18 protein-coding genes are annotated in these 26497 nt (G+C 70.4%); all 18 read right to left on the bottom strand.

The genetic code is table 11. The features are described 5' to 3' along the window. A partial coding sequence (locus tag ABTZ43_RS06370; RefSeq protein WP_350538214.1) for a DUF2510 domain-containing protein occupies window positions 1-279 on the bottom strand: 279 nt, incomplete at its 3' end. Continuing rightward, window positions 279-998, bottom strand: coding sequence for a DUF2510 domain-containing protein (locus ABTZ43_RS06375; RefSeq protein ID WP_350538215.1), 720 nt, complete (start codon window positions 996-998; stop codon window positions 279-281). The genes ABTZ43_RS06375 and ABTZ43_RS06370, both read right to left, overlap by 1 nt. Window positions 999-1044: 46 nt before the next feature. Then, on the bottom strand, window positions 1045-1806 hold the full coding sequence (locus ABTZ43_RS06380; protein WP_350538216.1) for a hypothetical protein: 762 nt from the start codon (window positions 1804-1806) through the stop codon (window positions 1045-1047). After that, complete coding sequence (locus tag ABTZ43_RS06385) at window positions 1803-2666, bottom strand: hypothetical protein (RefSeq protein ID WP_056413297.1); 864 nt, start codon at window positions 2664-2666, stop codon at window positions 1803-1805. The genes ABTZ43_RS06380 and ABTZ43_RS06385 overlap by 4 nt, the downstream gene beginning before the upstream one ends. Before the next feature lie 33 nt (window positions 2667-2699). After that, window positions 2700-4394: a type VII secretion target gene (locus ABTZ43_RS06390; RefSeq protein WP_350538217.1), complete on the bottom strand. Its 1695-nt coding sequence runs from the start codon at window positions 4392-4394 to the stop codon at window positions 2700-2702. A gap of 16 nt (window positions 4395-4410) precedes the next feature. Next, window positions 4411-5154 carry a hypothetical protein gene (locus ABTZ43_RS06395; protein WP_350538218.1) on the bottom strand — a complete coding sequence of 248 codons (744 nt, stop codon included), beginning with the start codon at window positions 5152-5154 and terminating at the stop codon, window positions 4411-4413. Window positions 5155-5252: 98 nt separating this feature from the next. Then, a complete protein-coding gene (locus tag ABTZ43_RS06400; RefSeq protein WP_350538219.1) occupies window positions 5253-6551 on the bottom strand; it encodes a S8 family serine peptidase in 1299 nt (432 codons plus the stop codon). After that, window positions 6551-7867: a type VII secretion protein EccB gene (gene eccB / locus ABTZ43_RS06405; protein ID WP_350538220.1), complete on the bottom strand. Its 1317-nt coding sequence runs from the start codon at window positions 7865-7867 to the stop codon at window positions 6551-6553. Before eccB ends, ABTZ43_RS06400 begins: the two co-directional genes overlap by 1 nt. A 3-nt stretch (window positions 7868-7870) precedes the next feature. After that, window positions 7871-9223 (bottom strand): type VII secretion integral membrane protein EccD, encoded by a 1353-nt coding sequence (eccD, locus tag ABTZ43_RS06410; protein WP_350538221.1) that lies wholly within the window; start codon window positions 9221-9223, stop codon window positions 7871-7873. Window positions 9224-9299: 76 nt separating this feature from the next. Beyond that, entirely contained in the window at window positions 9300-10016 is a 717-nt protein-coding gene (locus tag ABTZ43_RS06415) for a hypothetical protein (RefSeq protein ID WP_350538239.1), read from the bottom strand. Further along, window positions 10013-11737, bottom strand: a complete 1725-nt coding sequence (locus ABTZ43_RS06420; RefSeq protein WP_350538222.1) for a serine/threonine-protein kinase — start codon at window positions 11735-11737, stop codon at window positions 10013-10015. Before ABTZ43_RS06420 ends, ABTZ43_RS06415 begins: the two co-directional genes overlap by 4 nt. After that, window positions 11734-13374 (bottom strand): FHA domain-containing protein, encoded by a 1641-nt coding sequence (locus ABTZ43_RS06425; protein ID WP_350538223.1) that lies wholly within the window; start codon window positions 13372-13374, stop codon window positions 11734-11736. The genes ABTZ43_RS06420 and ABTZ43_RS06425 overlap by 4 nt, the downstream gene beginning before the upstream one ends. A 1-nt stretch (window position 13375) precedes the next feature. Then, window positions 13376-14188 carry a PP2C family protein-serine/threonine phosphatase gene (locus ABTZ43_RS06430; RefSeq protein WP_149423975.1) on the bottom strand — a complete coding sequence of 271 codons (813 nt, stop codon included), beginning with the start codon at window positions 14186-14188 and terminating at the stop codon, window positions 13376-13378. Continuing rightward, window positions 14185-15687, bottom strand: coding sequence for an RDD family protein (locus tag ABTZ43_RS06435; protein WP_350538224.1), 1503 nt, complete (start codon window positions 15685-15687; stop codon window positions 14185-14187). Before ABTZ43_RS06435 ends, ABTZ43_RS06430 begins: the two co-directional genes overlap by 4 nt. Continuing rightward, window positions 15684-18077: a transglutaminaseTgpA domain-containing protein gene (locus tag ABTZ43_RS06440; protein WP_350538225.1), complete on the bottom strand. Its 2394-nt coding sequence runs from the start codon at window positions 18075-18077 to the stop codon at window positions 15684-15686. Before ABTZ43_RS06440 ends, ABTZ43_RS06435 begins: the two co-directional genes overlap by 4 nt. Next, on the bottom strand, window positions 18074-19336 hold the full coding sequence (locus tag ABTZ43_RS06445; protein ID WP_350538226.1) for a DUF58 domain-containing protein: 1263 nt from the start codon (window positions 19334-19336) through the stop codon (window positions 18074-18076). Before ABTZ43_RS06445 ends, ABTZ43_RS06440 begins: the two co-directional genes overlap by 4 nt. A 10-nt stretch (window positions 19337-19346) precedes the next feature. Next, window positions 19347-20309, bottom strand: a complete 963-nt coding sequence (locus ABTZ43_RS06450; protein WP_149423979.1) for an AAA family ATPase — start codon at window positions 20307-20309, stop codon at window positions 19347-19349. A gap of 51 nt (window positions 20310-20360) precedes the next feature. Further along, window positions 20361-26432, bottom strand: coding sequence for an Ig-like domain-containing protein (locus tag ABTZ43_RS06455; protein ID WP_350538227.1), 6072 nt, complete (start codon window positions 26430-26432; stop codon window positions 20361-20363). Window positions 26433-26497 lie beyond the last annotated feature (65 nt).

Genomic DNA, 26497 nt, shown 5'->3' on the forward strand with positions numbered 1-26497 from the left:
GACGACGAACGTCACCGGAATGCACGCGAGGACCGTTCCCAGCACAGCCAGACCGAGACCGACGAAACCCAGCACCGGCGCGACCCGGTCAGGCGACGAGGGCGGCCCCGTCGTGGCCGCCGCGTAGCCATTCGCGCTCGGCGCGGACGGCCCGGTCGGCGGCTGAGCAGAAGCAGAGCCGCCGCTCTGCTCGGGAGCGACATGCTCGCTCCACTTCTCGCCGTCCCACCATCTCTGACGCCCGGAGCCGTCGTCGTACCATCCAGCCGGCATACTCATCAGAAGGCTCCTTCACCGTCGGGGTCGCAGAAGAGGATCGCGTCGGTGATCGCCTTCTCTGCCGTGACGCGCTCGGCCTCGAGCGGTTCTCCTCCGGTGATCACTGCGGATAGCGTCTCATCCGACATATCCGATGCGTAGAGCTGCTCTCCCATGCACGGGTAGAAATCCGGCATACCGTCGTAGTTCGTCATTCCGTCGCCCTGGAACGTCCGCTGCACCTCGACGGCGATCTGCTCGGGCGAAGGACGCTCGTCGGACGGCTGAGCGCTGGCGGACGGCGTCGGCTGCGCGGTGGACGTGGCAGGAGGCTCGCTCGTCGGAACGCCAGGAGGAACCGGCCCGACGAGGGCGGCCGCGACGATCACCAGAGTCACGATCGTGCCGATCACACCGCCGATCACCGAGAGGACCATGCCGACGATCGACGGCCACTTCGCCGTGTTCTTCGTGAACACTCCGACCAGCGACACCACGAACGCCGCGATCAGCACCACCACGCCGACGACGAACGTCACCGGGATGCACGCGAGGACCGTGCCCAGCACAGCCAGACCGAGACCGACGAAACCCAGCACCGGCGCGACCCGCGATCCGGGCGCAGACCCGGAAGGAGCAGCCGCGCTCCCGTCAGGCGCGAGATGCTCGGTCCACCGCGCGCCGTCCCACCACCTCTGACGCCCGGAACCGTCGTCGTACCATCCAGCCGGCATACTCATGTACGTCTCCCCCTGTTCACCGCACGTCGAAGTCTCGACGCGATGATCAGGATCCCACGCCCACCAGCGCGTCCTGCGCGATGAACGCGTCGAGCACTTCGAGGTCGTCGGCCGTGACGATGCGCGCGCCCACCGCATGCTCGACGAGACGCGAACGCGCCGAATCCGGCAGTCGCCCCTCCGCGTCGCGCTGCAGGCCTCGGATGCCGCGTCGGGAGAACTTGTCGCACAGACTGCCCACGCGACGTTCGAGCTTCTCGAACGACCAGCGCAGCCGATGCGCCGCCTGGTCGAGATCGGGCAGCTCCGCAGCGCCCGGGACGTTCAGCCGCAGCATGGGCTCGGCGAGAGCCGTCAGCAGGATGCGCTGCATCGGCGAGAGCAGATCAGCGACGCCCGCACCGCCCGACGGCTGAGACCACAGCGTCGAGACCTCGTAGAACGGCGACTCGGCGGTCAACGAGAACTCGTAGGTCGTGGATCCGGCGGTGAACATCACGACCGTGGTCGCGAACACCAGCGGCATCGACGCTCCCGGCGCCAGCCACGACTGCGCCATCCCGTCGGCCGACGCCACGGATGCCGTGAGCCCCGACCCGACGTTCGTCAGTCGCCAGATGCCCTCGCGCTGCTCGATCTCGAGAAAGCGCCGATGCACGTACTGGTTCTCATCGAACGACAGGTCGGCACTGCGGCCCAGGACGAAGGTGCTCCCCGCGGGGATCTCCTCGCGTCGATCGCCGAACTGCAGAACCAGTGCACCGCCCACCGCGGCGCCCCCCGACCCTCCCGCGTCCACCACGGTCATGCTGCCGTGTGACGGGGCCACGCCCCACCGGGGAACGCGCTGACGGCGCCGAGCTCGGCCGTCACCTGGGTCATGAAGTCGGCAGCAGCCTGGTTGGCCGTCAGGATGATGTTCACGAGGCCGATGACATCGGCGATGAACGCCAGCACTTCGACGATGATCGTCGCGACACCGCCCGGCGCCCCGAACACCGAGACGATCTCGGCGATGCCGAGGGCGACGCCGATCGCCGTGGTGATGGCCGCGATCGAGAAGGCGACCCAGAAGTCGACGATCGCGTCGGCGAACGTGTTCAGCTGCTCGTCGATCATCGTGCACTTGGCGTAGATGCTGTCGGACGCCGGGTTCTGCAGTTCCACCCGTGCCGCATAGGCATTGTGCGCCGCACCCTCCCAGTGCCCCGTGCTCGGGAGCGCCGAGAGGACGACCGTCGAGGTCGCGACGGTGGCCGGGGTGCCCACGTTCTGCACCCAGCTCACACCGGTCTGACGCAGCGTGGTGGGGCTGCCGACATAGGCGAAGATCTCGGTGGTCCGTTGGATCGCCTCGTTGACCTTCTCGAACATCCGCTGGATCAGCTGGTTGATCCGGTCGATCAGATCGCCGATGAACGGAATGTGGCTTGCGAGCTCGAGGACGCCGTTGATGATGCCGATGACCGAGTCCGCGCCGTCGACGAACTCCTGGAACTTCGAGCGCGAGCGTTCGACGTCGCCGGCGTTGTCGCGACCGCCGTGGCTTCCGGACGAGCCGTGGCTTCCGGAGGGGCCGTGGCTTCCGGACGGACCGGGCGATGAGTTGCCGCTGGGAGCGTCAGGGCGTGGGCGGGGCGGGGACGGAGGAGAGGGGAACCTAGCCATGATGTCGTCTTCTTCCAGTCGTGAGGTCGGGGATCAGCTGTTCAGCCGGGTCTGCCAGGACGGTGTCGGTTGCGGCTGGGATTCGGCGCGGACACCATCCGCGTCGAACTCCTTCAGGATCGAGGGACCGCCGTCGCCATCGATCACGGGAGTCGGCGCGTCACCGCCGATGCCGTCGACCACGGGAGTCTCGGTGCCATCCACGGCCTCGGTACCGTCCGTGCCCTCGGTCACGCCGGCGCCGTCCGTGCCGTCGGTGCCATCCGTGACGCCGGCACCATCGGTACCATCCGTGCCATCTGTGACTCCTGCACCATCGGTACCATCCGTGACTCCGGCGCCATCGGTGCCGTCGACGCTGCCGTCGGTCGTCGGCGTCGAGCTGTCTCCGCCCGTCTCCGAGCCTCCGTCGGTGATCACGTCGGAGTCGACCTGCGACCCGGTGCCTGCGGAGTCGGTGCCCGCGGCTTCGTCACGAAGCTGCGCGGCCTGGTCGCGCAGGTCGGCCGCCTTGTCGCGCAGCTCTGCAGCGTCCTCGCGCGCATCGGTCATCTCTTCCATGGCCTCGTCGCGGGTGTCCTCGAGCGTCTCGATCTGCTCGCGGATCTCCGCGGCCTCCGCCCGCTGGGCTGCCGCATCGGCGCGGATGCCGGCCGATTCGGAGCGACTCTGCAGCGCTCCGGCCGAGTCGCCGGCCTGCTCCTGCTGCGTCGCCTTGAGATCGAGCTCGGTCGCCCGACGCTCGCCGTCCGTGGCGCTGCGGTCGAGCTCCGCAGCCCGGTCCTCGAGCGCGTCGATCTGCTTGTCGATCGTCTCGACCTGCTCCTGAGCCTTCTCGGCGTGCTGATCGGCCTGATCGGCCTGCCGGTCGAGCGCGTCGGCACGACCGTCGATCCTGTCGGCCTTGGCATCCGCCTCGGCACGGGCCTCGTCGTCGCCGGTCTCACCGTCGGTGTCGCCGTCGACTCGCGGGTCGTCGATCTGCGGGTTCTCGCCGCCACCGCCGCCGACGCTTCCGCCGCCGCCGGTTCCGCCGCCCGAGCCCCCGCCCGTTCCGCCGCCCGAGCTGGCACCGTCTCCGCCACTCGAGCCGCCGTTGGTCGACGGCACCTCGGTGCTGTCATTGGGCTGATGGTTCGCGGCCTCTTCCGCCTCGTTGTCGTCGTACGCCGTGGCGGTGAGCCTCAGCGATTCGGCGAAGCCGGTCAGAGCGCCGGGCGCCGAGCCGAGCAGCTGCGCCATGGTCGCCTGGAACGTGTTGTACGCCGCCGATGCCTGGCCTCCGATGAACGAGAAGGCGGATGCCGGGATGGTCAGCCCCTGGGCTGCAGACGTGATGCTGTCGTACGAGCTCGCTGCGGCCTCGAAGGCACTCGCGTCCTTGCGCAGGTACTCCGTCTCGACGTCGACTTCGCCCTCGGCGCCGAACGACGACGCGCTCGGCTGCGGGGGCGGCTCGGGCAGGATCGACTCGCCCCCCGTCTCGGGGAGCGGGGCAACCGTCGTCGGCTGCTGGATGCCGCCGCCCGACGAGACCCCTCCTCCGCTGCCGCCGCCGAACAGGTTGTTCGTCGCGCTGAACACCTCATCGAGCGGAGTGCTGGCGTCGATGACGTTGCCGACGGCGCCGATGACGTCACCGTCGGCGACGTTGCCCACGAAATCGATGATCTCGTCCGTAGGGTTGACGGCGTCGACGACGTCGCCCACTGCATCCAGAAATCCCATTGTCGTTCTCCCTGACTCAGCGGATCGCGCCCATGCGGCGCATCAGTTCCTGGGGGTTGTGCGCGAGCTGCATGAGCTGCTCGATCGCGGGGAACCCCTCGTACTTGTTCTCACGTTCGCGTGCCGACATGGCCATGACGTTGTTCAGCGCGCGCAGGACCTCTTTCTCGATCACCTCGTCGTTCGTGTTGCGCACCCAGCGCTCGTCGACCTTGACCGCGGTGATGGTGTCTCCCTCGCGGGTGACCATGATCGTCTTCGCGGCGTTGACGCCGTCTCGCTCCTGACGCGCGCGCTGCGCACGGTGGGCCAGGAAGTCCTGCTGCTGCGCGTCGGCCGCGGCGTACATGTCGCGCAGCTGCTCCCGCGCATCGATACCCCATGACACGCTCGGGTCGCCGAGCTGCACCGGGGCGGGTTCCGGCAGCGGAGCTGCCTCACCCTGATCGGCGGTCTCGGAATAGGCCTTCATCCACTGACCCGCCCGCTGTCCGATCGCGTCCTGGTAGCACGTGCTGATGACGAGTCCGAGCGCCTCCTCGCCGATGGTGTCGCGCCAGTCCTCATCGAGTGCGAGGGACTGCACCGCGCCGTTCGCCGCGAGTGTGAGTGTGACGGCGCCGGCGTCATCCTTGACGGTGACCGGGGCCAGCTGCTCCGACGCCGACGCGAGCGAGCGCAGCTCGTGCTGCAGTTCACCCGCCGTCTGGCGCAGTTCCGCCATGAGGCGATTGGCATCCGCCATATCCATGCTGACCATGCGCTCCTCTTCCGTAGACCTTTGACCTTGACCTCATACTACGAAGCGAGGCGTCGCGACCATAGGGGGAGAAGTCCCCATAGCGTCGCGCTCGGCGCTCACATCGCGGTGCTGCGGGCCCGTCCTCGCGCCAGCAGAAGCATGATCGCCGAGATCGTCGCGGCCCCGCCGAGCGCCCATCCGACGATCGCCCGGGCGGGGTCGAGCGGATCGGCATCCGGCTCGATCGAGATCGTCCTGGTGACCTCGGGTTCCGGCTCCCCCGCCGGATGCGCCGGGGACGGCGGGCCGGGCAGCGTGCCGTCGTCGACCAGGGCCAGCGCCTCGGCCGGGCGCACCTCGCCCCACCCGACCGTGTCGGTGGGCTCGGTCGGCGCGACGCGCATCGCCGACTGCAGCAGACGGAACGCCCACTGATCGGGGGTCTCGTCGGGGTAGCGCGCGGCGACGAGAGCCGCAGCGCCCGAGATCACGGCCGTCGCGTAGCTCGACGATGCGGAGTCGCCGTTGAACACGCAGTCGCCGCCCGAGATGTACGCCGAGGGCATCGACTGCCCGGGAGCGGCGATGTCGACGTGGGCTCCGGAGTACGACGAGTCCGGATCCCACGTGCCGTCCTTCAGCACCGCCGAGACGGCGAGCGCTCCGGTCAGCTCCCCCGGGTAGAAGTGCTCCGGATCGGGACGGTTCGCGTTCGCGGTGTTGCGGTTTCCCGCGCTCGCGATCACCAGGGCCCCGCGCGCATGGGCGTAGGAGACGGCGCCCGCGTAGAGATCGGCGGATTGGTCGTCGGAGAGCGACACGTTGATGATCTGCGCACCGTGATCGGCGGCCCAGCGGATGCCGGCGGTCACGGACGCCGCCGACGGCCCGGCGATGTCCCGGGAAGACTGCCCGTCCTCCGGCGCGGCCTCGAACGCCCGGACGGGCATGATCCGCGCCTCGGGCGCGATGCCGACCACCCCCGATCCCTCCACCCGCCGCGCGGCGATGAGGCCGGCGATCGCGGTGCCGTGGCCGAACAGATCGTCGTCGGCGGGGGCCGTGCCGTCGCCGAACGTGCTCGCGCCCGGCACGAGGGCGCCAGAGAGGTGCGCGTTGCCCGCCTCGACGCCGGAGTCGACGACCGCGACGGTGACGCCCTGCCCGCGGCTCAGCGTCCATGCGGCTTCGAGACCCAGTCGGTCGACGAGGTAGCTCGCTCCCGAGACCAGGACGCGGTCGCCAGGGGTGCACTGCTCCCCCGCATCGATCGACGGCGTCGAGGTCGATGCTGCGGCCGTCGGCATCGATGCCATCGCCGCACCCTGCGCACCCGGCGCACCGAGTGCCCCCGACCCCAGCAACGCGGCTACGCCGAGCGCCGCGGCTGCTCTCCGCACGGTGCGCAGACCCATCAGCCGCCCTGCCCCGACGTCCTCTGCGCGATCGTCCGGCTGAGGGTGGGGCCCTGCTCGAGCAGCTGCGTCCAGGCGGCGGGAACGGTGAGCGAGCTCTCGGTCGAATACCCGAGCAGAGCGAGATCCTCAGCGGTCTGCACGGGGAAGTACACGCCGGACTCGGCGACGAAGCCGTACGTGGCTCCCTCGCCGCTCGATCGCGCCGTGATCGCCGCACCCGCACCGGGGGTCACGCTCGTTCCGAGCTCGGCGTCGTCGGGAGTGGCCGTCACCGACACCACGGGGCCGTCGGCGCTCGGCGTCATCTGCAGGCAGGCCGTCTCTCCGCCGTCTGCCGACGACGACGAGACGGTCCGCGGCCAATCGGCCGGGATCGCGTCGGAGTTCACGTCGGCGAGGTCGGTCGCCTCGGCGACCGTCATCACGACCGGCTCCATGCCCACATAGGCGGTGAGGAGCTGCCGGGCGAACGGCGTCGCCGGAACGAGGCGACCGTCGCCGTCGGCGATGTACTCGTTGACGACGTCGCCGTCGGACTGCGTCTGCACGGCCTGGCCGACGACGAGACCGGCAGCGCCGGCATTCTCTCCGAGCTCCGCGCCGAGGTTCACCTCGAGCGGCGACCCCGGGGTGACCAGATTCAGCCACAGGGCCGAGACCGTCGGAACGGAGTCGACGTCGTCGATCCCGAGGAACACGCTCGCCACGACCGCGACGTTATCGTCGCTGACGGCATAGCGCTTGTCCCCCTCGACGAACCAGTAGTCCTCGTCGTCGTCCTTCACGAGGGCCGCCTGGTCGGCTGCTCCGACCGGGTCGTCGAGCAGCCGCGTCGAGATCTCGAGCGGGCTGTCGCTCGCGACGCAGCTGAGCCACGCCCCCTCGTACTGACGGTCGGGGGCGGGCAGGTAGTCGGGTGCTCCGTCGATGCCCACCGGAGAGGGGTCGCGGCTGATGCCGTCGAGCTTGTCGGCCGGCACCGAGGTGATCTTCGCCGAGCCCACGAGCAGTCGGGCGCTCGCGAGGTTCTTCACCGGGTAGAGCGTGCCGTCGAGAGCCACGTAGCGGGATCCCTCACCCTGCACGACGATGATCGCGCCCTTCTGCCAGTCCTTCGGCAGACTTCCGGTGAAGGTGCCGATCAGCAGCGAGACGATGATGGTCAGGATTCCGAGGGCGACGCTGACGACGACGCCGCGCAGCGGCTTGCCCGGGGCGAGTTCACGCCCGCCGGGCGCACCGCTGACGAACGCGCGCTGAAGACGGCGACGGTTGAAGGCCTGCGCCTGCAGCAGCTCTGACTTGGATGCCATGGATCAGAACCAGCCCCCGGTGATGATGGCGAGCGGGAGCAGCAGCGCGATCGTGCCCCATTCGGCGAAGTCCGCGAACCGGGTGAGACGGATGCGCGTCTTGGGGTTCAGCAGCACGACGACGATGATGCAGACGGCGATCGCGGCCAGCCCGATGACCAGACCGCCGATCCAATCGGGGTGGCTGAGGATCGCCGTGATCACGCCGAGCGCGACACCGGCGAGCACACCGGAGGAGACCGCGACGATGTCGAAGCGCGAATAGACCTGACGCGTGCCGAGGAACATCCCGATGAAGGTCACCGCGCACAGCAGGAGTCCCCAGAAGCCCGAGGCGACGACGGGGGCGGTCGCGACGAGCACGATCACGCACAGCGAGATGCGCAGCGAGACCTGGTAGCGGTGGGCGCGGGCGTACAGCCGCGCGACCTCTTCCGGCGAGATGTGCGACGGGGCGTCATAGACCTCGGACTCGTCTCGCGCCGACACGACGCGCAGCGGCACGGAGGCGAGAGCCACCCACGGAGCGCCGAGTCCCGCGATGCCGGCGACCGCCATGGCCGCGGCGAGCGTGGCGGCGACCGGGGCGGCGAACCAGGAGATGACGGCGCCGATGACGAGCAGCATGCCCCCCACCGCGACCGGGATGAGGCTGTACTCGCGCTGACGCTTCAGCGCGAGCAGTGCGACGGCACCGAACGCCAGCATCGCGCCGCCGCCGATCACGAGCGCGAGGCCCCAGCCGTCGGCATCCGGAAGGAGGGTGTATCCGGCGGCGCCCGCGTAGACCGACGAGACGAGCGCGAGCGACATGGTCGCCTGCTGCGGGGCTGCGGTGCGATCCATCACGAGCGCGCAGATCAAAAGCACGATCGCGGCGGCGCCCGCTCCGGCCGCGGTGACGATCGTGCCGGAGTCGACCCAGGCCCAGACGGCGGGCACCAGGCCGAGCAGCAGCAGCACGGAGGCGACGACGGTGGCCGTGGTCACCGAGTTCTGCGTCGACCACGACGGCGCGTTGGTCTCGACGGCATCCGCGACGGCCTCGACGAGGTCGTCGTAGCGTTTGGCGAGCGCGGCCGCCGTGCCCTGCTCGAGCACGAGGAAGTCGCCGTCCTGAACCCCCTGGGCCGCCAGCGTGCGGTCGGCCTCCAGCGGCGTGCCGTCGGCGTGGACGAGACGGAACCCCGCGGACGCCGATGCGCCGTCGAGCATGCGCAGACGGCGGGTCAGTGAGGGGAGCACCTCGGCGACCGGGACTCCGCCCGGCACACCGACGTCGATCCGCTCGGACTCCCACTGCACCGAGAGGCGCACGAGCTGCGAGGAAGCGACAGCCGTCGACTGGGGCGACATCAGATCCTGCTTTCGTCAGACACGCGGATTCACACTATCGTGCGTGTGGTCGGCTTGCGGAGGCGGCGCGACCCGCTCACGACTCCTCGTCGTCCTCGAGGTCGTCGATCGGGGCATCGAGCTGCGCCAGGTCGTCGCGGGTGACCAGACGGCTCGAGACCGCGTACTCGACCAGACGCGCCTTGCGGTTCATGGCGAGCTTGCCCTGCCCGCCCCGCATGCCCTGCAGGCCGATGCGGTCGAACTTGTCGCACACGTTGTCGAGTTTGCGGTTGAACTGGGTGCTCGTCCATCCCAGACGCGCGGCGGCCTGTGCGGAGCTGGGGATCTCGCTCGCCCCGGTGCCGTCGCGCTTCAGCGCGGGCTCGGCGAGCGCGAGGATCAGCAGTCGCTGTCGCGCGGTGAGCGGCACGTGCCCGATCGTCGACTGCCCCTCCTCCGCATTCTCGCGGGGGTCGAGGTGGAACGTGGGGCCCTTGGAGTGGATCGTGAGCTCGTAGGTCACCGGTCCTGCGGTGAAGACGACGGTGGTCTGCTCGAACACCACGGGGAGTCGGGCACCGGGGGCGAGCCAGGCGTTGACCCCGCCCGACGAGTCCGTCACCGTCGCGGTCAGACGGGACCCGACGTTCGACAACCACCACAGGCCGTCCTTGTCGGCGATCTCGAGGAAGTGACGATGAAGGAAGAGATTGTCGTCGAGTTCGAGATCACCCTGTCGGCCGACGTAGAACGGCTCTCCCGGTGTCAACTCGAAGTACTCTCCGGCGAATTCGACAGTGATCTCCATCAGCCCACACACCCCCTGATCGGCTCGGGCGAAGATCGCCCGTCAGCCCGTTTGATGAGCACCTCGATGCAGGTGCGCCCCGAACGATCCCCCTCCAGAGTGACGTCGGTCTGTTCAACGATATGCGCTTCCTGCGGTCCGTCCAGCGTCACCTCGTACCAGATGTACGCATCGTCGGGCTGCGGGTCGGGATTCGTCCAGGTGAACGAGACGACTCCGGCGGTGTTCGTCCCCGTGAGATCCTCTGCCTCGGGCACGGGGCCGGAGACGAGCGGATCCTGCGGCTCCGGCGCCTGCGCGGTCTGCTCGGGAGCCGGCACGAGAGAGCCGGCGAGACTGCTCACGAGCACGATGCCCCCCACCACCGTCGCCGCGGCGATGACTCCGAGGAGCCAGCCCCACCAGGGCATTCCGGAGCGGCGTGCCGCCGAGGCGTCCTCCGCTGTCGACGGCGCCGCAGGAGCGAACTGCGGCGCGCCCGGATGCGGGGCGCCGAGCGACGGCGGGGCACCCTGTGCCGGCGCGGTCTGCGGTTGAGACGACCACGACGCGTCAGGGGTGACGACGGTCGGGCCGCGCACGGCCGTGACGTCATCGTCGAACGACGGCGGGGGCGGCGCGGCGGGCGGAGGGGCGGCCGACGAGGCCGACGTCGCCGGCGTGCGGTGCTGGGTCTCGTCGAGCGCATCCGACGCGGGCGGCCGCTCGAACCTCGGCACATCGACGGCACCCACCGGATGCTTGCGCTGCGTCGTCGCCGACGGACGGGTGGCGGTCGGGCTCTCGGGGCTGATCGAGTGCACGTCGCGGACCCGCGTGAGTCCGTCTCCGTCGTCGCCCGGCGTCTCATCGAGCGGATGCTCGTCGACGATGTCGATGGTCGTCACCGAGTGCGAGAGCTCGATCTGCACCTTCTGGAGTGCGCGGGCGAACGCGACGGCACTGGGATACCGGTCATCCGGATTCTTCGCCATCGCCCGTTCGAGGACTCGCTGCAGGCTCTCCGGCGAATCCGGTCTGCCGAGCTGCGGCACGGCCGCCCGCTCGATCCGTTCGATGAGATCGGCGCCGGTGTTCCGCTCGCCCGGGCGCTCGAACGGCGAGCGTCCGGCGAGCAGGGTGAAGAGCGTCGCGCCCAGCGCCCAGACATCGGTGCGCGGGCCGCTCTGCGGCGGGTCGGCGAACGACTCGGGCGGCGACCAGGGAATCGACATCCCCGACGACTCGGTGGCCGCGGCCGTGGTCGACGCGATGCCGAAGTCGGTGAGAGCGGGCCGGTTGTATTCGGTGACGAGGATGTTGGCGGGCTTGATGTCGCGGTGCAGAACACCGGCCCGGTGCGCGGTCTCGACGGCACCGGCGACCTGGATGCCCACCCGCAGCGTCTCCGCGACCGAGAACTGCTCGCGTCTGGCACGCACCTGCAGATTCGGTCGGGGGCAGAACTCCATGACCAGGTACGGTCTGCCGTCGGCGGCGACCCCCGCCTGGTAGATCGTCACGATCGCCGGATGGGTCGACAGCATCGCCATGACGTTCGCCTCGTCGGTGAACTCCTGCGCTGCACCGGTCTCGAGGCGGTCGGCCAGCAGGACCTTCACCGCCACGCGGCGGCGGGGCATCTGCTGTTCGTAGAGGAACACGTCGGCGAAGCCACCGGTTCCGAGGTGCTCGAGGTAGCGGAATCCGGGAAGCTGCGGCGGCGGAGACGGCCGGCGGCTCACGGGATGTCCTCGAAGAGGACCGTCACCCCGTCTCCCAGGTCGACCACATCGCCCGACAGCACGAGGGTCTGCTCGCCCGGGTGCAGGCGCATCGGCTCGGCTCCCGGCCGCACGAGGGTGGAGCCGTTCGTCGTGCGCAGGTCGATGACGACGACCGTGCCGGCGTCGGGTCGGATCTCCAGATGGTTGCGGGAGATGTCCTGCTGCGGGCTGTCGACCGCGACGAGGTGCGGCAGGTCGTGTCCGCTCGCCCTGGTCGATCGCGGTCGGCGTCCGATTATGACGGTGCGGTCGAGCTCGACGACCTGACCCGAGGACACCCGGATGCGTCCGTGACCGGCGGGCACCGCGTCGAGGACCTGCGTGGCGACGTCGTCGGAGACGGACTGGCGTCGACGGAGGTCATCGAGCTCGGCCGAGGTGATCGTGGCGCCGTCGTGGTCTCCCAGAGCGGGTGCCGGTGCCACCGTCGAGGCGGGCGGCGCCTCGGAGCCCTCGGACCCGTCCGATCCGCCCTGCAGAGTCTCATCGAAGAGCTGCTCGATCTCGTCGAGGTCGTTCTGCGGGGCGGAGCTGCGCTGCGGCGGCTCCCAGGTGTGTTCGTCGAGGCCGTTGTCGCCCGCGATCGTCTCGTCGGCCCGTGCGTCGTCGGGAAGCGGGGGCGGGGACAGGAGGGGTGCGCCCGGAAGATCGGGGATCGCAGGCGGCGGGGGAATGGCGCCTGCCGCGGCCACAGGTGCGGCGGGCGCCGAGACGATGGTCTCCTCAGGAAGGTCGAAGGACTCGTCCTCGGCGGGCTCGTCTGCCGCGGGGTCGTCTGCCGCAGGCTCGTCAGCGGCGGGCTCGGCCGTCTCGGTCGGTTCGTCCGGCTCGACCGCCGCGAGCTCCTCGACGGTGGGCTCCTCGACGGTGGGCTCCTCGACGGCCGGCTCCTCGACGGCCGGCTCCTCCGGTTCGGTCGGCTCATCCGGCTCGGTCTGTTCTTCCGCCACCGGCTCCGCCGGCTCCGTCACAGTTGCAGATGTCGCCGCGCCGGGGAGATCGGGGGTGCCGTCGACACTCGGCGACGACGGACCGCCGAAGAGTGCCAGCGCAGGCGCCGCACCTCCGGCGAGAGCCGCGGCGGAGGCACCCGACTCGACCGGGTCGATCCGGGGGGTCGACCCGAGCGCGGCGGCGATCGGCGCGGCGTCGTCGACCTCGAGCTCGGCGCTCGCGGCGGCCGCACGCACGATGCCGCTCTGCACCGGCAGCACGGCCGCGGCATCCGTCTCCTCCACGGTGATCTCGATGCGCGTGGCATCGCCCACGAAGTGCTCGCTCCAGGTCGTCACCTCGGCGCCGGACAGCTCGTACGCCGCACCGGTCTCGGAGCTGACGCGGGCCACGACTCCGCCGCGCAGAGCGATACGCACAGCCGAACCCTCGACGACTGCTGCGGCGAACGGCGGCAGGGCGACGAAGGATCCGCCCGCGGCCGTCGTGAGCACGTCCATGACGCTCGCGAGCGTCTTCTCGACGGGGAGGCGCTCCCACAGCCGCGAGACCAGGTCGTTGTGCACGTCGGGCGGCAGTGCGACGAGAGCACCCGGAATCACGATGAGGTACCACTGCCCCGGTCGGTAGATCGTCTGCATGTCAGCGAACCCCTCCTGCTGCGCGTGGCAGCGTGTCGACATCGATGTCGAACTCGTCGGACTCGAGTCCCGCACCCGGCCGGGAGGAGACTCGGACCGCGTCGACGATCACGACCGTGATGTTATCGTGCCCGCCCGACTGCAGGGCTTCGGCGATCAGGGCATCGGCGGCGAGCTGCGGATCCGAGACGCGGGAGAGGATCTCGCCGATCCGCTGATCCGGGAGCTCGGAGGTGATGCCGTCGGAGCACACGAGGATGCGATCCCCCTCTTCGGCGGGGAACAGCCAGTAATCGGCATCCCCGGTGCTGCTCCCCCCGATCGCGCGGGTGATGATGTTGCGCCGCCGGTCGGTCGCGGCTTCGGCGGGGGTGAGCTCTCCCGACTCTACGAGCTCCTGCACCACGGAGTGGTCGACGCTGATCTGCTCGAGCTCGCCGCCGGCGAGCCGATAGGTGCGCGAGTCGCCGATGTTGACCGCCAGCCAGTACCCCGTGCCGTCGACGGAGGCCACCATAACGCCGCTCAGTGTCGTACCGGCTCTGCCGTTGCCACCCGTCGAGAGATCCTCCACCCCGGCCCTCGCGCGGTCGAGCGCGCCGCGGACCTCGCCGAGCGTCAGCGAACTGCGCCCGATGAACGGGGAGAACTCCTCGATGACCCTGGCGCTGGCGTGCTCTCCGGCCTCATGACCGCCCATCCCGTCGGCGACGATGAAGACGGGCGCCTCGGCGAGGAGCGAGTCCTCGTTGAGCGCACGCCGCAGCCCGATGTGCGTCGCGGATCCCGACGTGACCACCAGAGCGGACCTCATACGTACCCGCCGATCGTGAGGATCCGGTCGCCGATCTCGATCGCATCGCCCAGGCGCACGGGCACGCGCTGCCCGGGCGGGCAGTCGATGCGCTCGCCGTCGCGCACGATGGTCATGCCGTTGGTCGAGTGCCGGTCGAGCACCCAGCCGCCGGAGACCTCCGCCGCAGCCTCGAAATGGGTCTTCGAGAGCGACAGCGTCTCGTCACGCACGGTCACCCGCTCCGTGCCGTCCTCGTGGGCGGGGTTGCGCCCGAAGAGCGTCCGGCGCGAAACGGTCACTCGGGTGCCGTCGTCCCAGGTGAACAGCAGACGGTGGCCCGGGATGCTGATACGTGTCGACTCGAGCTCGTCCTCGAGCTGCTCCGGCGTCGACCGCGGCTGCACGATCGTCTCCTCGAAGAGCTCGACGGCGACCGGCCCCGAGTCGACGGAGTCGTGCGCCGCCGGCGCACCGGGCGCGGACCCCGCGGGGTCGACGACGGGGGTCGCCGGGATCGCGGGTGCCACGGCGCCCGCCGGCGTGACGCCGGGGACGAACGCGATCAGCGCGTCGCCTCCGGGCGCGGGGGCGACGGGCTGATCGGCACGGGACGCCGGGGCGACGCGCTGACCGGAGGGGGACGCGTCGGGGTGCGCAGGCTCGGGGACGGACGACCTCGGCGGCAGCGACGGCACCGCGAACGGAGTGCCGCCGGACGGCACGGAGAACGCCGACGAGGCACCCGCCGTCGACGGCGCCGACGCGTCGCCGACGAAGGGCGGCGAGGACACCGCGGGAGGAGAGGACACCGCGGGAGGAGCGGACACTGCAGGAGGAGCGGAGAACGCGGGGTCGGCGGCCGGAACCGGCGCTGCCGAGGCCGGGTATCCGGGAGGAGCGGAGACCGTCGCGGCGTATCCGCCGGCCAGCGGAGCCGGAGGGAGAAGCGGCACGGGGGGCGGGCCGACGGTCGTCGGCTGCGCAGGCACGCCGATGCCCCTGCCGGGCGTGGCGGTGCTCTGCGGGGCCCCGGCGCTCGCCTGCGCACGACCGGCCGGCGCAGCCGACGTGCGCGCGTCGAGGACGACCGCCTTGGACACCTTGTCGTGCCATCCCTGGAAGCGACCGGATCCGTCGAACAGCGGCGTGAAGTACCCGACGACGATGCCGGCCGCCGCCCCGAACACCACATTGCGCAGCAGTGCCCGACCGAAGCCGAGCGGCGTCCCGTCGGCGGCGGACGCGAGCCGCACGCCCTGCGCGCGCATGCCGATCGAGCCGCCGCGCGTCTGCATGAGCGTGTACACGACGAACCATGCCAGCAGCACCAGCAGCACCGTGCCGTAGGCGAGGGGCGCCACGAGGAGGAGCTCTTCGACGGGCCTCGGTGCGAACGTGATCAGGGCGGCGATCACGACGCCCACCGTGCCGATGGCTCCTGCGATGAGGGCGTCGATCAGGTAGGCGATGGCGCGCCTCGAGACCGGCGCGCTGCTGTCGATCGCGGGCTGGGTCATGATCTCTCGCTCTCGAGTGGGGAGGTGGACGGCTGTCGAGTGCGGCGTCCGATCGTCTCAGGTCGGCTGCCGCGGCGCGCGATCGCGGCGTCCCGCCACTCCGCGAGGCGGGCGCCGACGGCGGTCCCGCCGAGCAGCGAGCGCAGGCTCAGCCGCGCCCGGAGCCGCCGGAAGAATCCGGCGTCCGCGCCGAGTCCGCCGACGATGACGTCGACCTCGGCCCAGAACGCCTCGACGTCTTCGGGGGTGGGATCGTCGGGACCGAAGATCACGGCGTCCGCGCGTTCGGCGAGGCGCGCCGCCCGTGGCAGCTCGAGCGTCGCCGCGAGCGTCGCCCCCTCTTCGATCCGCGTGCCGCCCGTGTCGAGCCGCGCGCCGTAGTCGACGGCGCGGTCGGTGACCTCGTCCCAGCCGCCGCTGATGCGATCCGTGGGTACGGCCGCGTTCCGGCGGGCCCGGCGCGTGGCCGCCTTCCAGGCGCCGACGACGATGAAGGGCGCGGCGACGAGCAGCAGAATCCCGAGCACGATGCCACCGACGGCGAGGATGATCCCGATGAGACCCAGAACGTCGAAGGTCTCCTCCTCGCCCTTGCGGTCGTCCGGAAGGGTCGGCGGCAGATCGACCGGCTCCTGCGGAGGAGGCGGCGGCTGCAGCACCTGAGGCTTGGGATCGGCCTTCGGCTTGGTGTTCTGATCGTTGGGGACCTTGTCCTCGGGCGGCGTCGGGTCGAAGCTCATCCAGCCGATGCCGGCGAAGTTGACCTCGACCCACGCGTGCACGTCGTCGCCGGTGGCGTCGAACGTGGCGTCTCCCGCCCTCTCCTCGTCGGGGTAGTACCCCATGACGACGCGAGCGGGGATGTCGACCTCTCGGGCGAGCAGGGCCATCGCGACCGCGTACTGCTCGTCGTCGCCGATCATCTGGTCGCCGCCGACGAGCGTCGAGATGCGCTCGGCCGTGTGGCCGGCCCGGGAGAGCACCTCGCCCTCGAGACCGTGGCTGAAGAATCCGCCCTCCGCCAGGAACGTCTCGAGAGCGCGCACCTGCTCGATCGGCGTCTCGGCCCCCGACACGGTCTCGGCCGCGAGCGAGGTGAGCTCCTCCGGCACGTTGCTCTGCGTCGGCAGCGGCACCTTGCCGAAGTCGACGTCTGCGAGCTGCCGGTCCTCGACCGACGCGGGCATGATCGTGTCGACCGTGTAGGTGTCGCCCGAGGCGAGCTTCGAGGTGACCACAGCGGTTCCCGTCGCGGGGTTGTAGAACGCCGACCGGCGCAGCTCGTCCGCGCGATCACCGGTGAACACGATGTCCGACACCGCACCGGCATCCGGCAGCCAGACACCGGAGTACTCGCCGATCTCGACCTTGAGCGTCACCGGCAGGCCCTTCGCATCCGGCGACATGTTCGAGCGCAGCGGAGTGAAGGCGCTCGACGAATCGGGGCCGCCGTCGGTGACGTTGTAGACCATGCCGTCGAACTGATCCATGACCCCGATGCGGATCCGCGCGCCCTTGGGCAGCCCCTGCACCGTGAACAGCGTCTCCGCGGACTGGTCGCGCACGTTCTTGCGGAACGACTGCAGCGGGCTCGGGTAGTCCCGCACATCGAACGGCGGGATCACCACGTCACGGAACACATGACGGGGCTGGACCGGCTGCGCGACCGCACTCGTCGCGACTCCGGCACCGGCGGCGATCGCGAGCACCGCCGCTCCGGCGAGCAGCCGACGCATCCTCATTCGGGCCGCACGTGCGGGGTTGATCTCACTCACCGACACGGCGGCGTTGTGCGGATCCCAGAGCTGACGCAGGGCGAGCCAGGCGATCGCGAGCACCGCGAAGACGAGACCCTGGGCGAGCGGGAACGCCGGCTCCGGCGTTCCGAGGAGGATCGCGAGCATCAGCATCACCCCGGCGGGCAGCAGGGCCCAGGCCACGTTCCGCAGACGCAGGGCGAGGGATGCCGTGAGCACGGTTCCGAAAAGACCGACCAGGAAGGGCACGAGCAGGTGACCGTCCGACGCGGACACCGGCGCGACCGTCGTGAGCATCTGCTTCCACGACGTCACCGTGCCCAGTGCGAGGCGCTGCCACGTGTCGAGCGTCGGGATCACCCCGAACAGTGCGGTGTGCGGCAGCGCGAGCGCACCCCCGAGCAGGAAGTACACCGCGACCGTGACTCCGGCCGTGATGAGCATGCCCCAGCCGCGCCAGGCGCACACGGCCGCGATCGCGAGTCCGAGCACGATGCCGCCGATCGCCGCGGGCAGGTAGCTGCCGCCGGCGAACGTCGGCCACATCCCGGCGAGCGCGACGCCGCCGAGCACGGCGGTCGCCGCGAGGTCGAGGATCCATCGCCGCAGCGGCAGCACGACGGAGGCGCTCATGCGAGCACCCGCTGCAGGGCGAGCGGCACCTGCTCGAGCGCGCCGACGGTGACGACGTCGGCATCGCCGATGCGCCGCAGCGAGGGGGCGGTCGCCGCACGATCGGCGACGACGGCGAGAACACGCGCTCCGAACGGCAGCCGCGCGCATGCCGAGCGCAGATCCTCTCCGCGCACCTTCGATCCGCAGACGAGCACCACGATGCTGGCGAGCGGCATGTTTCGGGCGATGACCGCCGAGAGCGCGTCCACGCCGCCGTATCGGGGGCGGGAGTGCGTCACCGCCGCGAGGGAGTCGAGAAGCTGCTTGCCGGATCCTGCGGCGAGATCCCGGCCCTGGACCCGCACCTCCACCCGCTGCGAATCGCGGATGGCCCGCAGACCGATCGAGCCCGCGGCGGAGATCGCCAGCTCGAACTCCTCGTCGTCGGCGTAGTCGGACGCGGCGCGAGAGAGGGCGATGACGAAGTGCGAGCGCCGCGTCTCCTCGTACTGTCGCATCATCAGCGTGCCGGTGCGCGCGGTCGAGCGCCAGTGCACGTGACGCAGGTCGTCGCCCGGCTGATACTCGACGAGGGCGTGGAACGAGACGTCGTCGCGCGAGAGGTCGGTCGCCGGCATCCCCTCGAGGTCGCGCAGGAATCCGAGCGACTGCCCTTCGAACGCGATGGTCCGGGGGTGCACGTACAGGTCGACGGGGTCGTCTCGGCGATGCGCGCGCTCGAACAGGCCGAGGGGATCGCCGCGGACCACGCTCACCGGTCCGACCTTCACGACGCCACGGCGCTGCGTGGGGATGGCGAACAGCTCTTCGGCCTCCTCACCCGGGGCGAGCCGCTGGATGCCGAACTCGCCGCGACCCGCGCCCACCGGCAGCACGACGCGGGAGGGCAGGATCGCCCGGGGCCCGTTGTTGGCGAGGGTGAGGCCGCCGATCGCCCGCTCACCCACGACCACCCGCGTGCGCGCGAGATCGAGCGCGACGTCGTAGGCGGTGCGACCGATGAGGAACAGCGCGCACAGCGCGACGGTGAGGGCGATGACGGCGGCGGCGATCGTGAACTCCGCCCACCCGGCGGACTGTCCGAGGATCCACAGTCCGACTGCCAGCGCCATGAGCACCCACGCCAGCGGACGGATCGCGTCGGTGACCCTCCGCAGGCGCGCGAGCAGGCGCGCGCCGACGACCGCCACGACGTCACGCCATCGCGCGTCGGCCGTGGGCGGTGCGGGCACCTGATCGGGAGCCTGGGTGGTCATTCCCGCTGTCCTATCGGGCCTGCGGTGCGGCGATGCGGTCGAGCACGCGGGCGATCACCGTCTCACCGCTCGTGCCCGAGAACTCCGCCTCGGCGTCGAGCAGCAGCCGGTGCAGCCACACGGGGCGCGCGAGCGTCTTGACGTCGTCGGGCAGCACGTAGTGACGTCCCTGCGACGAAGCCCACACCTTGGCGATGCGCACCATGGCGAGAGCGCCGCGCACCGAGACCCCGAGTCGGGTCGCCGGATCCGTTCTCGTCGCCTCGGCGAGCTCGGCGATGTAGCGGAGCACGGCGGGCTCGACGTGCACGGTCGAGGCCAGGTCGGCCATGTCCGCGACGGCGCCGGTGGTGATGACGGGGGTGAGGGCCGCCGACGGGTTGCGCTGGGCGGCGCCGGCGAGGATGCTCTCGGTCACCGCCAGGTCGGGGTAGCCGATCGACGACTTGATGAGGAACCGGTCGAGCTGCGCCTCGGGCAGCTTGTACGTGCCCGCCTGCTCGATCGGGTTCTGCGTCGCGATCACGAGGAACGGTCGACCGGTCTCGTGAGCGGCGCCGTCGACGGTGACACGGGACTCCTCCATCACCTCGAGCAGCGCGGACTGCGTCTTCGGCGAGGCGCGGTTGATCTCGTCGGCGAGCACGATCGACGCGAAGATCGGGCCCCGATGGAACTCGAACTTGTGGTTCTGCTGGTCGTAGATCGTCACACCGGTCACGTCGGACGGCAGCAGATCGGGCGTGAACTGGATGCGCGAGCTCGTGCCCTGCACCGTGGCGGCCAGTGCCTTGGCGAGGCTGGTCTTGCCGGTGCCCGGGGCGTCTTCGAGCAGCACGTGCCCTTCGGCGAGCATCGCTGCCAGCACGAGCGAGACGATCTCGCGCTTGCCCTGCACGGCCCGGTCGACGTTGTCGACCAGGCGGGTGAAGGTGCCGTGGAACCACGCGGCCTGTTCGGAGGTCATTGTCATGCGATGGGGCTTCCTGTGTCTCGTCGGTGCAGGGCTGCGGGCGGAGCGGGGTCAGTACCAGGTCAAGGCGCTCGCGTGTCTGTCGAGCTCCTTGATGTAGACACGGATGGAGCTGCCCGGGTATCCGTAGTAGCAGTTGAGATCGACACTGCCGTTCTCGGGGACGTACAGCTTGGAGCTGCCGCCGTACTTGTTGCCGTCGTCGCACTGCAGCGAGTAGTTGCCGGGGCTGCGGAAATTCTCGACCGTGAGGCGCACCTTCGCGCACGACGAGGTGTTGCAGTCGGGCCAGGAGCCCGATGCTCCCTTCTCGGTGCGCAGCACCTCGGCGGGCGGATCGCTCGTGCGCGCCGCATCGGATGCCTCGGGTGACCACTGACCGGCGGTGTCCTGCGCCCTCACCTTGATGTCGTGGTTCTGCTGGTATCCGTCGCCGATCGTGCGCGAGCCCGAGATGCCGACGTTCTGCCAGCCGCCACTGTCGACGCTGATCTGCACGACCGCGATGTCGCGCCCGTTGGGCGAGCGCGTCGCATCCCAGGTGAGCTCCACCTGCGTGCCGAGGTTCCTGGCCGTGGCGCGGGGCGCCGACGGCACACCGAACGGCACCGCGGATGCCGCGTTCGACACCGCTCCCGCGTAGGTGGATCCGTCGACCGACGCGACCGCACGCACCTCGACGCTGTAGTTCGTGCCGTTGGAGAGGCCCGAGAGACGGGTTCCGGGGAGCCCCTGCCATCCGCCGCCGTTGAGACGGAACTCGTACGAGATCTCGTCGGCCCTGGCGCCGTTGCGGGAGCCTGCCGTGTACGCGATGTCGATGAAGCCGTCGCCGGGGGCCGCCGTGAGACCGCTCGGGGCGCCGGGCGCCGTGACACCGCGACGCGGCGGGGAGGACGCGCTGAACTCGCCCCAGCCCGCCTTGTTGTGCGCGCGGATGCGGTACGTGTACGCCGTCTCCGAGGTCGGCACCGTCACGGCCTGACTGGTCGCGGCGGCACCGGGGGTGATCGTGCGCACGAGCGTCGCACCCTCGTACACCTCGAGCTGGTAGCTGTCGATCGCGTCGCCGTTGTTGTTCGGCGTCGCCCAGTTCACCTGCATCTGCGCCTGGTTGCCGACCGGCGCGAGCTCCTGCGTGGTCGGGGCCGCTGCTGCGAGCGGCGGGCCCGCCGGGATCTCGGATGCCGACCAGGTGCTCCAGCTCGACGGCTCGGGCGCCTTGTTGTGGGCCTGGACGCGCACCTGGTAGTTCGAGCCGTTCTCGAGACCGTCCCAGACGATCGAGTTGCCCGTGACCTCCTTCTGCGAGATGCCGGACGGCGGGGCAGGCGAGATCTCGAGCGTGTAGCGCTCGACCGGCGACCCCGGGGTCGTCGGGGTGGTCCAGGCGACGGCGAGCGACTTGTCGCCGAACTTCAGCGTCGGGGGGTTCGGTGTGTCGGGCCTGGCGTCGGGACGGGCGACCTGCGAGGCCCCCGACTTCTCGCCTTCGCCGACGCGGTTGGTCGCCGTGACCTGGAAGGTGTACTCGACGTTGTTGGTGAGCCCGTCGAGGGTGCACGTCGTCGACTGGCATTCCTTGCGGTACGCGCTGCCCTGCACCGATGTGACCGTGTACTTCGCGATCTCGGCGCCGTTGTTCGACGGAGCGCCGTACGAGATCACGACCTTGCGGTCCTGCACGCTCGTGACGGTCGGCGTTCCCGGTGCCGCAGGCACGCCCTGCACCGTCACGACGACCTGACCGTTGACCTCGCGATCCGCGTCCTCCGTGGCGTCCTGGATGCGGTAGCGCACCACCAGGGATCCGACGTAGTCCGCCGCCGGGGTGACCACGAGCCGGTCGCCGTCGAGAGCCACGTCCCCGCCGCCGGACTCGACCACCTGGGAGACGATCTTGAGCGGCGTCTCCGGGAACGGGTTGAAGTCGTTCGCGAGCACGGGCACCGTGACGGGCTTGCCCTGATCGGCCTTCGGAACCGTGTCGGTGTTGGCCACCGGCATGGCCCTCGTCGAGGCGGAGACCACCACCGAGACGGTGCCCTCGACGGGTTCCGTCTCACCGTCGCTCACCCGCAGCTGCAGGGTGAGCGCTGTGCCCTTCTTCGCGTTCGACGACGCCTCGACGAACAGCGTGCTGCCCTCGGTGCGCGCGCTCACGCCGTTCCCCGTGCCGCCGAGGAGCGTGTACGTATGCTCGTCCTCGGGGTCGGGGTCGGTGGTGAGCGCCGCGAGGTCGAGCGTGCTCGCGTCCTCCCCCGGTGCCACCTGCACCTCGCCGGTGACGAACGTCGGCTGCTGGTTGTCGGGCGGCAGCACGGTGATCGGGATCGTGAGGGTCGCCTTGCGCCCCTCGGGATCGTCGGGTGCCGTGCCGTCGGTGACTTCGAAGGTCAGCGCGTCCTCCCCGAAGTAGCCGGGTGCGGACGTGTAGGCGAGGGTCGTCTCATCCGTCACGAGGTCGGCGCCGTCCGCATGGATCGCGCTGACCTTCGCGTGCTCGGTGATGCGGGCGGTGCCGCCGCCCGCGACCATGACGTAGTCCGACAGCGGCAGCGAGATCGTCTCACCGCTCATGACCTCGACGGGCTGGGTGCCGTCCTTCAGCGCCGGACGGAGGCCGGCGACGGCGGGCACGAAGATGAACGCCGAGGCCTCGAGGCCGTCGATGTCGGTGAGCGTGTAGCGGATGAGCTGCTGCTCCTCGCCGACGGTCACCCGCACCTTGCCGCCCTCGACCGCCTCGGCGCCGTCGCCGAGCACGACCTCGAGGGATTCCCTCGTGCCGTCCGGGTCCTCGTCGTTCTTGAGGATGTCGATGTCGGCCGTGAGCTCGCCGTCGTTCAGGTCTTCGGGGCGCACCCTGTCGTCGCGCGCCACCGGAGCCTGCAGCGGGACGTTCTCGTCGACGGTGATCGCCAGCACGGCGGATGCGGTCGCACCTCGCGAATCGCGGATCGTGTACTGCAGTGAGGTCTCGAGCGCACGGTCCGGCGCCTCCACGAGCACGCGATCTCCCGAGACGCGGGCGGAGAGGCCGTCGACGTCGGGCACTTCGAGTCCGTCGTTCTTCTCGCTGACGAGGATGATGTCCTCGCCCTCGGGGTCGGAGTCGTTGTCGAGCACCGGCACGGCGATCTCACGCCCCGGACGCACCACGACGGCATCCTTCACCGCGTACGGCGCCTGGTTGACCTGCTCCGGGGGGGCGATCCCGACCCGGATCGTGGCCTCTCCCTCGGTTCCGAGACGGTCGCGCACGCGGTATTTGAACGTGTCGACGCCTGCCGAGCCTTCGAAGGCCTCGTAGCGGAAGTAGTTCGCTCCCGTCTCGGTGATCCGCCCCTTGGTGGGGTTGGACGCGATGTCGAGCAGCTCGACCGAATCCCCGTCGGAGTCGATCCCGTCGAGCGGCACGGGGATGCTGACGGTCGTGCCGGCGAGCGCTCGCGAGACGATGTCCTGCGGGCGCGGCGCCGCATTCGTCTCCGGGTCGGCGGGCATGATCTGGATGGTGACGAAGCCCGCGGACTTCTGCTGGTGCTCGTCGACGGCCTCGTAGGTGAGGTAGACCGTCTTCGCCTCCGGTCCGGCCTTGAAGCGCACCGTGTCCTGCGAGACGAACGCCTCACCGTCATCCGGGTCGACGAAGGGCTCGATGAGCTCGGGGGCGACGTGCAGCACGTCATCGTTCGGGTGGGTGTCGTTGTCGAGCACCGGGATCGTCACCACGTCTCCCGCCCGCACGTAGGCGGTGTCGGGGCTGGCGGCCGGTTGCAGGATCTCCTCGGGCGCGGGGATCGGGATGATCACCACCTCGCCCTGTGCCGACTTGGTGCCGTTGGAGATCGTGTACGTCGCCCGCACCGGCTCGGTGAGCGCCCCCTGATCCGTGATGCGCAGCGTCTCGTGGTTGATCACCGAGACGGAGACCCCGGAGCTCGGCTCGAGGGAGACGGACTGCACGACCAGGATGCCGCCGCCCGGATCCGAGTCGTTCGCGAGGACACCCACGAGCACGTCGCCGCCGGAGCGGAGCAGCGCGACGTCGCGCACCGCGACGGGGGGCAGATCGCTCTCGGCGGCATCGAGGACATCGACGCGCACCAGGCCTTCGCCGTTCTTGGGTCCGGCCGTCGCCAGATACTGCACGTAGTACGTGTCGGGCGTCGCCGCCGAGAACGTGAACGTCTTGTTCGTGAAGTCGGGGACGACCGTGGCCCCCGGCACCTGCTCGTCGACCCTGCCGAGGCGCAGGGGTTCACGGCCGGAGCTGGTGTCGTTCGCGAGCGGGGCGATCGTGACCTGCTCGCCGACGCGCGTGACCACGTGATCCGCGTTGGTCTTGGGGTCGGTGCTGCCGGGCGGACGCACATCGAGCGTGAGTGTGGTCGTGCCGATCTCGCCGAACGCGTCGGCGACCGTGACGTCGACGGACTTCTGCCCCTGCAGGCTCGCCGTCGCCTTGTAGGTGAGCTGACCGTCGGTGCTGAAGTCGACCTCGTCGCCCGGTGCGGCGATCACGGACTTCAGGTAGATGTCGTCGCCGTCGGGATCGATCCAGTCGGGGAGGATGTTGTACGAGATCGTGCCGCCGCTCTCGACCGTGAGGCTGGTCTTGCGCTTGGGCGTCGGTGCGCCGTTCGTCTCGGGGTCGCGCACCAGCAGAGTCACGACCGCGGTGTCGGTGCCCCCACGTCCGTCGCTCGCCTCGTAGGTGAAGGAGGACGCGCCGGACGCGTTCTCGTCGACGGCGATCTGCAGGGCACCGCCGTTCTGGATCGGCTGCACGGTGCCGATCGACGGCTGCGCGTCGACCAGCTCGGCCACGAGCACGTCGCCGTCGGTGTCGTTGTCGTTGTCGAGCACCGGCAGGAGCGTGGTGGCGCCGGGACGCACGCCGAAGGAGTCGTCCTCCGCGACCGGCGGCGTGTTCTCCTCCTTGCGATCGGGGAGTGTCGTCTCCACCGTCTCCTGGGTGGTGTCCTCCTCGTTCTCGGTCTCGCCCTCGGGCGGAGTGAGGTCGTTCCAGTTGTCGACCTGCTGCAGGCTCTCGTCCGCGAGCCACGCGGAGCCGTCGACGAGGTCGTTGAGGATGATGACGTCGCGATTGACGCGGAAGGTCAGAGCGGTCGAGTCCTCCGCGCCGTCGATGGTGTCGTTGACATCGCTCGCGTCTCCCGGGCAGTCCCGGATGAACGCCGCGGACCCCGCCCAGGCGCCGTAAAAGCAGCCGCGCAGCGAGACGGGGGTCGCCGGTGCGCCCTCGGATCCGGTGTCGACGGAGACCGGCTCGTCGCCGTCGAGGGGCACGCTCACGAGCGCTGCCCGGGTGGCGAAGACGACGTCGTCGTTCGCGGCCGAGGGCTGCTGGAGCACGGCGTCGGCGGCGTTGGAGACGGGGGTGCGGAAGCCTCCGGGAGTCGTGACGACGCCCGCAGCGGCGTCGAGGACGATCGGCGTGCGGCCGACGGCCGTGATGCTGGGCGCCTCCGTGCTGTCGATCTCGCCGACGGATTCCGTCGAGGGGTCGAGCGGCTGGCCCTCGTTGTCGACGGGGATGGTGACGACCTCGCCTCGCGACGGGGCGAGGCCGAACACGGTGCCGTCCTCGGCGACCGCGACGTCGGCGTCGTCGCCGAGCTCGACCGTGGGCGTCGCACCCTCGATCTTGAAGGCCGCGAGGCTCTTCACCGCCACGACCCACAGGTTGCCCGACGCGGGATCGAGGATCGCCGTGGTCTTGTCGCCGAGCGCGACCTTCGCGGATGCGGGGATCGCGGTCGAATCGCCCAGAGCGACGCGAGCGGGGTCGACCGCGGTCAGCGTCGCCGCACTGCGGTCGACCACGAGGACGTTCTTCTCGTCCTGCAGGATGTCGTAGTCGTCGCTGGCCGTGCGGAGGCCGCCGTCGATCAGCGTCGACTCGTGGTTGAAGTGCCCGACGAGGAGGTTCGAGCTCTTCGTCAGCCAGACGCCGCCGTCATTGAGATCGACCTGCGTGGTGGGGTTGCCCTCATAGGCGAAGGCCATGGTCGTGAGCGCCACCGCGCCGACGGACAGCACGGCGGCGGACGCCAGCATCTTCGGCCGCGCTCGCATCCACGACAGCACCCTCATGCCGGCTCTCTCCCCCGCGCGCTCTCTCATCCGTCCGTCCCGATCGACGGGCAGGGCAGCGCATC

This window comes from Microbacterium sp. NPDC097977, from assembly GCF_040302605.1.
GTDB lineage: Bacteria > Actinomycetota > Actinomycetes > Actinomycetales > Microbacteriaceae > Microbacterium.

Bases quoted from the DNA above. Each gene is read 5' to 3' on its own strand.
- ABTZ43_RS06375 (WP_350538215.1), bottom strand. From the start codon at position 998: ATGAGTATGCCGGCTGGATGGTACGACGACGGTTCCGGGCGTCAGAGG.
- ABTZ43_RS06380 (WP_350538216.1), bottom strand. From the start codon at position 1,806: ATGACCGTGGTGGACGCGGGAGGGTCGGGGGGCGCCGCGGTGGGCGGT.
- ABTZ43_RS06385 (WP_056413297.1), bottom strand. From the start codon at position 2,666: ATGGCTAGGTTCCCCTCTCCTCCGTCCCCGCCCCGCCCACGCCCTGAC.
- ABTZ43_RS06390 (WP_350538217.1), bottom strand. From the start codon at position 4,394: ATGGGATTTCTGGATGCAGTGGGCGACGTCGTCGACGCCGTCAACCCT.
- ABTZ43_RS06395 (WP_350538218.1), bottom strand. From the start codon at position 5,154: ATGGTCAGCATGGATATGGCGGATGCCAATCGCCTCATGGCGGAACTG.
- ABTZ43_RS06400 (WP_350538219.1), bottom strand. From the start codon at position 6,551: ATGGGTCTGCGCACCGTGCGGAGAGCAGCCGCGGCGCTCGGCGTAGCC.
- eccB (WP_350538220.1), bottom strand. From the start codon at position 7,867: ATGGCATCCAAGTCAGAGCTGCTGCAGGCGCAGGCCTTCAACCGTCGC.
- eccD (WP_350538221.1), bottom strand. From the start codon at position 9,223: ATGTCGCCCCAGTCGACGGCTGTCGCTTCCTCGCAGCTCGTGCGCCTC.
- ABTZ43_RS06425 (WP_350538223.1), bottom strand. From the start codon at position 13,374: ATGCAGACGATCTACCGACCGGGGCAGTGGTACCTCATCGTGATTCCG.
- ABTZ43_RS06430 (WP_149423975.1), bottom strand. From the start codon at position 14,188: ATGAGGTCCGCTCTGGTGGTCACGTCGGGATCCGCGACGCACATCGGG.
- ABTZ43_RS06435 (WP_350538224.1), bottom strand. From the start codon at position 15,687: ATGACCCAGCCCGCGATCGACAGCAGCGCGCCGGTCTCGAGGCGCGCC.
- ABTZ43_RS06440 (WP_350538225.1), bottom strand. From the start codon at position 18,077: ATGAGCGCCTCCGTCGTGCTGCCGCTGCGGCGATGGATCCTCGACCTC.
- ABTZ43_RS06445 (WP_350538226.1), bottom strand. From the start codon at position 19,336: ATGACCACCCAGGCTCCCGATCAGGTGCCCGCACCGCCCACGGCCGAC.
- ABTZ43_RS06450 (WP_149423979.1), bottom strand. From the start codon at position 20,309: ATGACAATGACCTCCGAACAGGCCGCGTGGTTCCACGGCACCTTCACC.
- ABTZ43_RS06455 (WP_350538227.1), bottom strand. From the start codon at position 26,432: ATGAGGGTGCTGTCGTGGATGCGAGCGCGGCCGAAGATGCTGGCGTCC.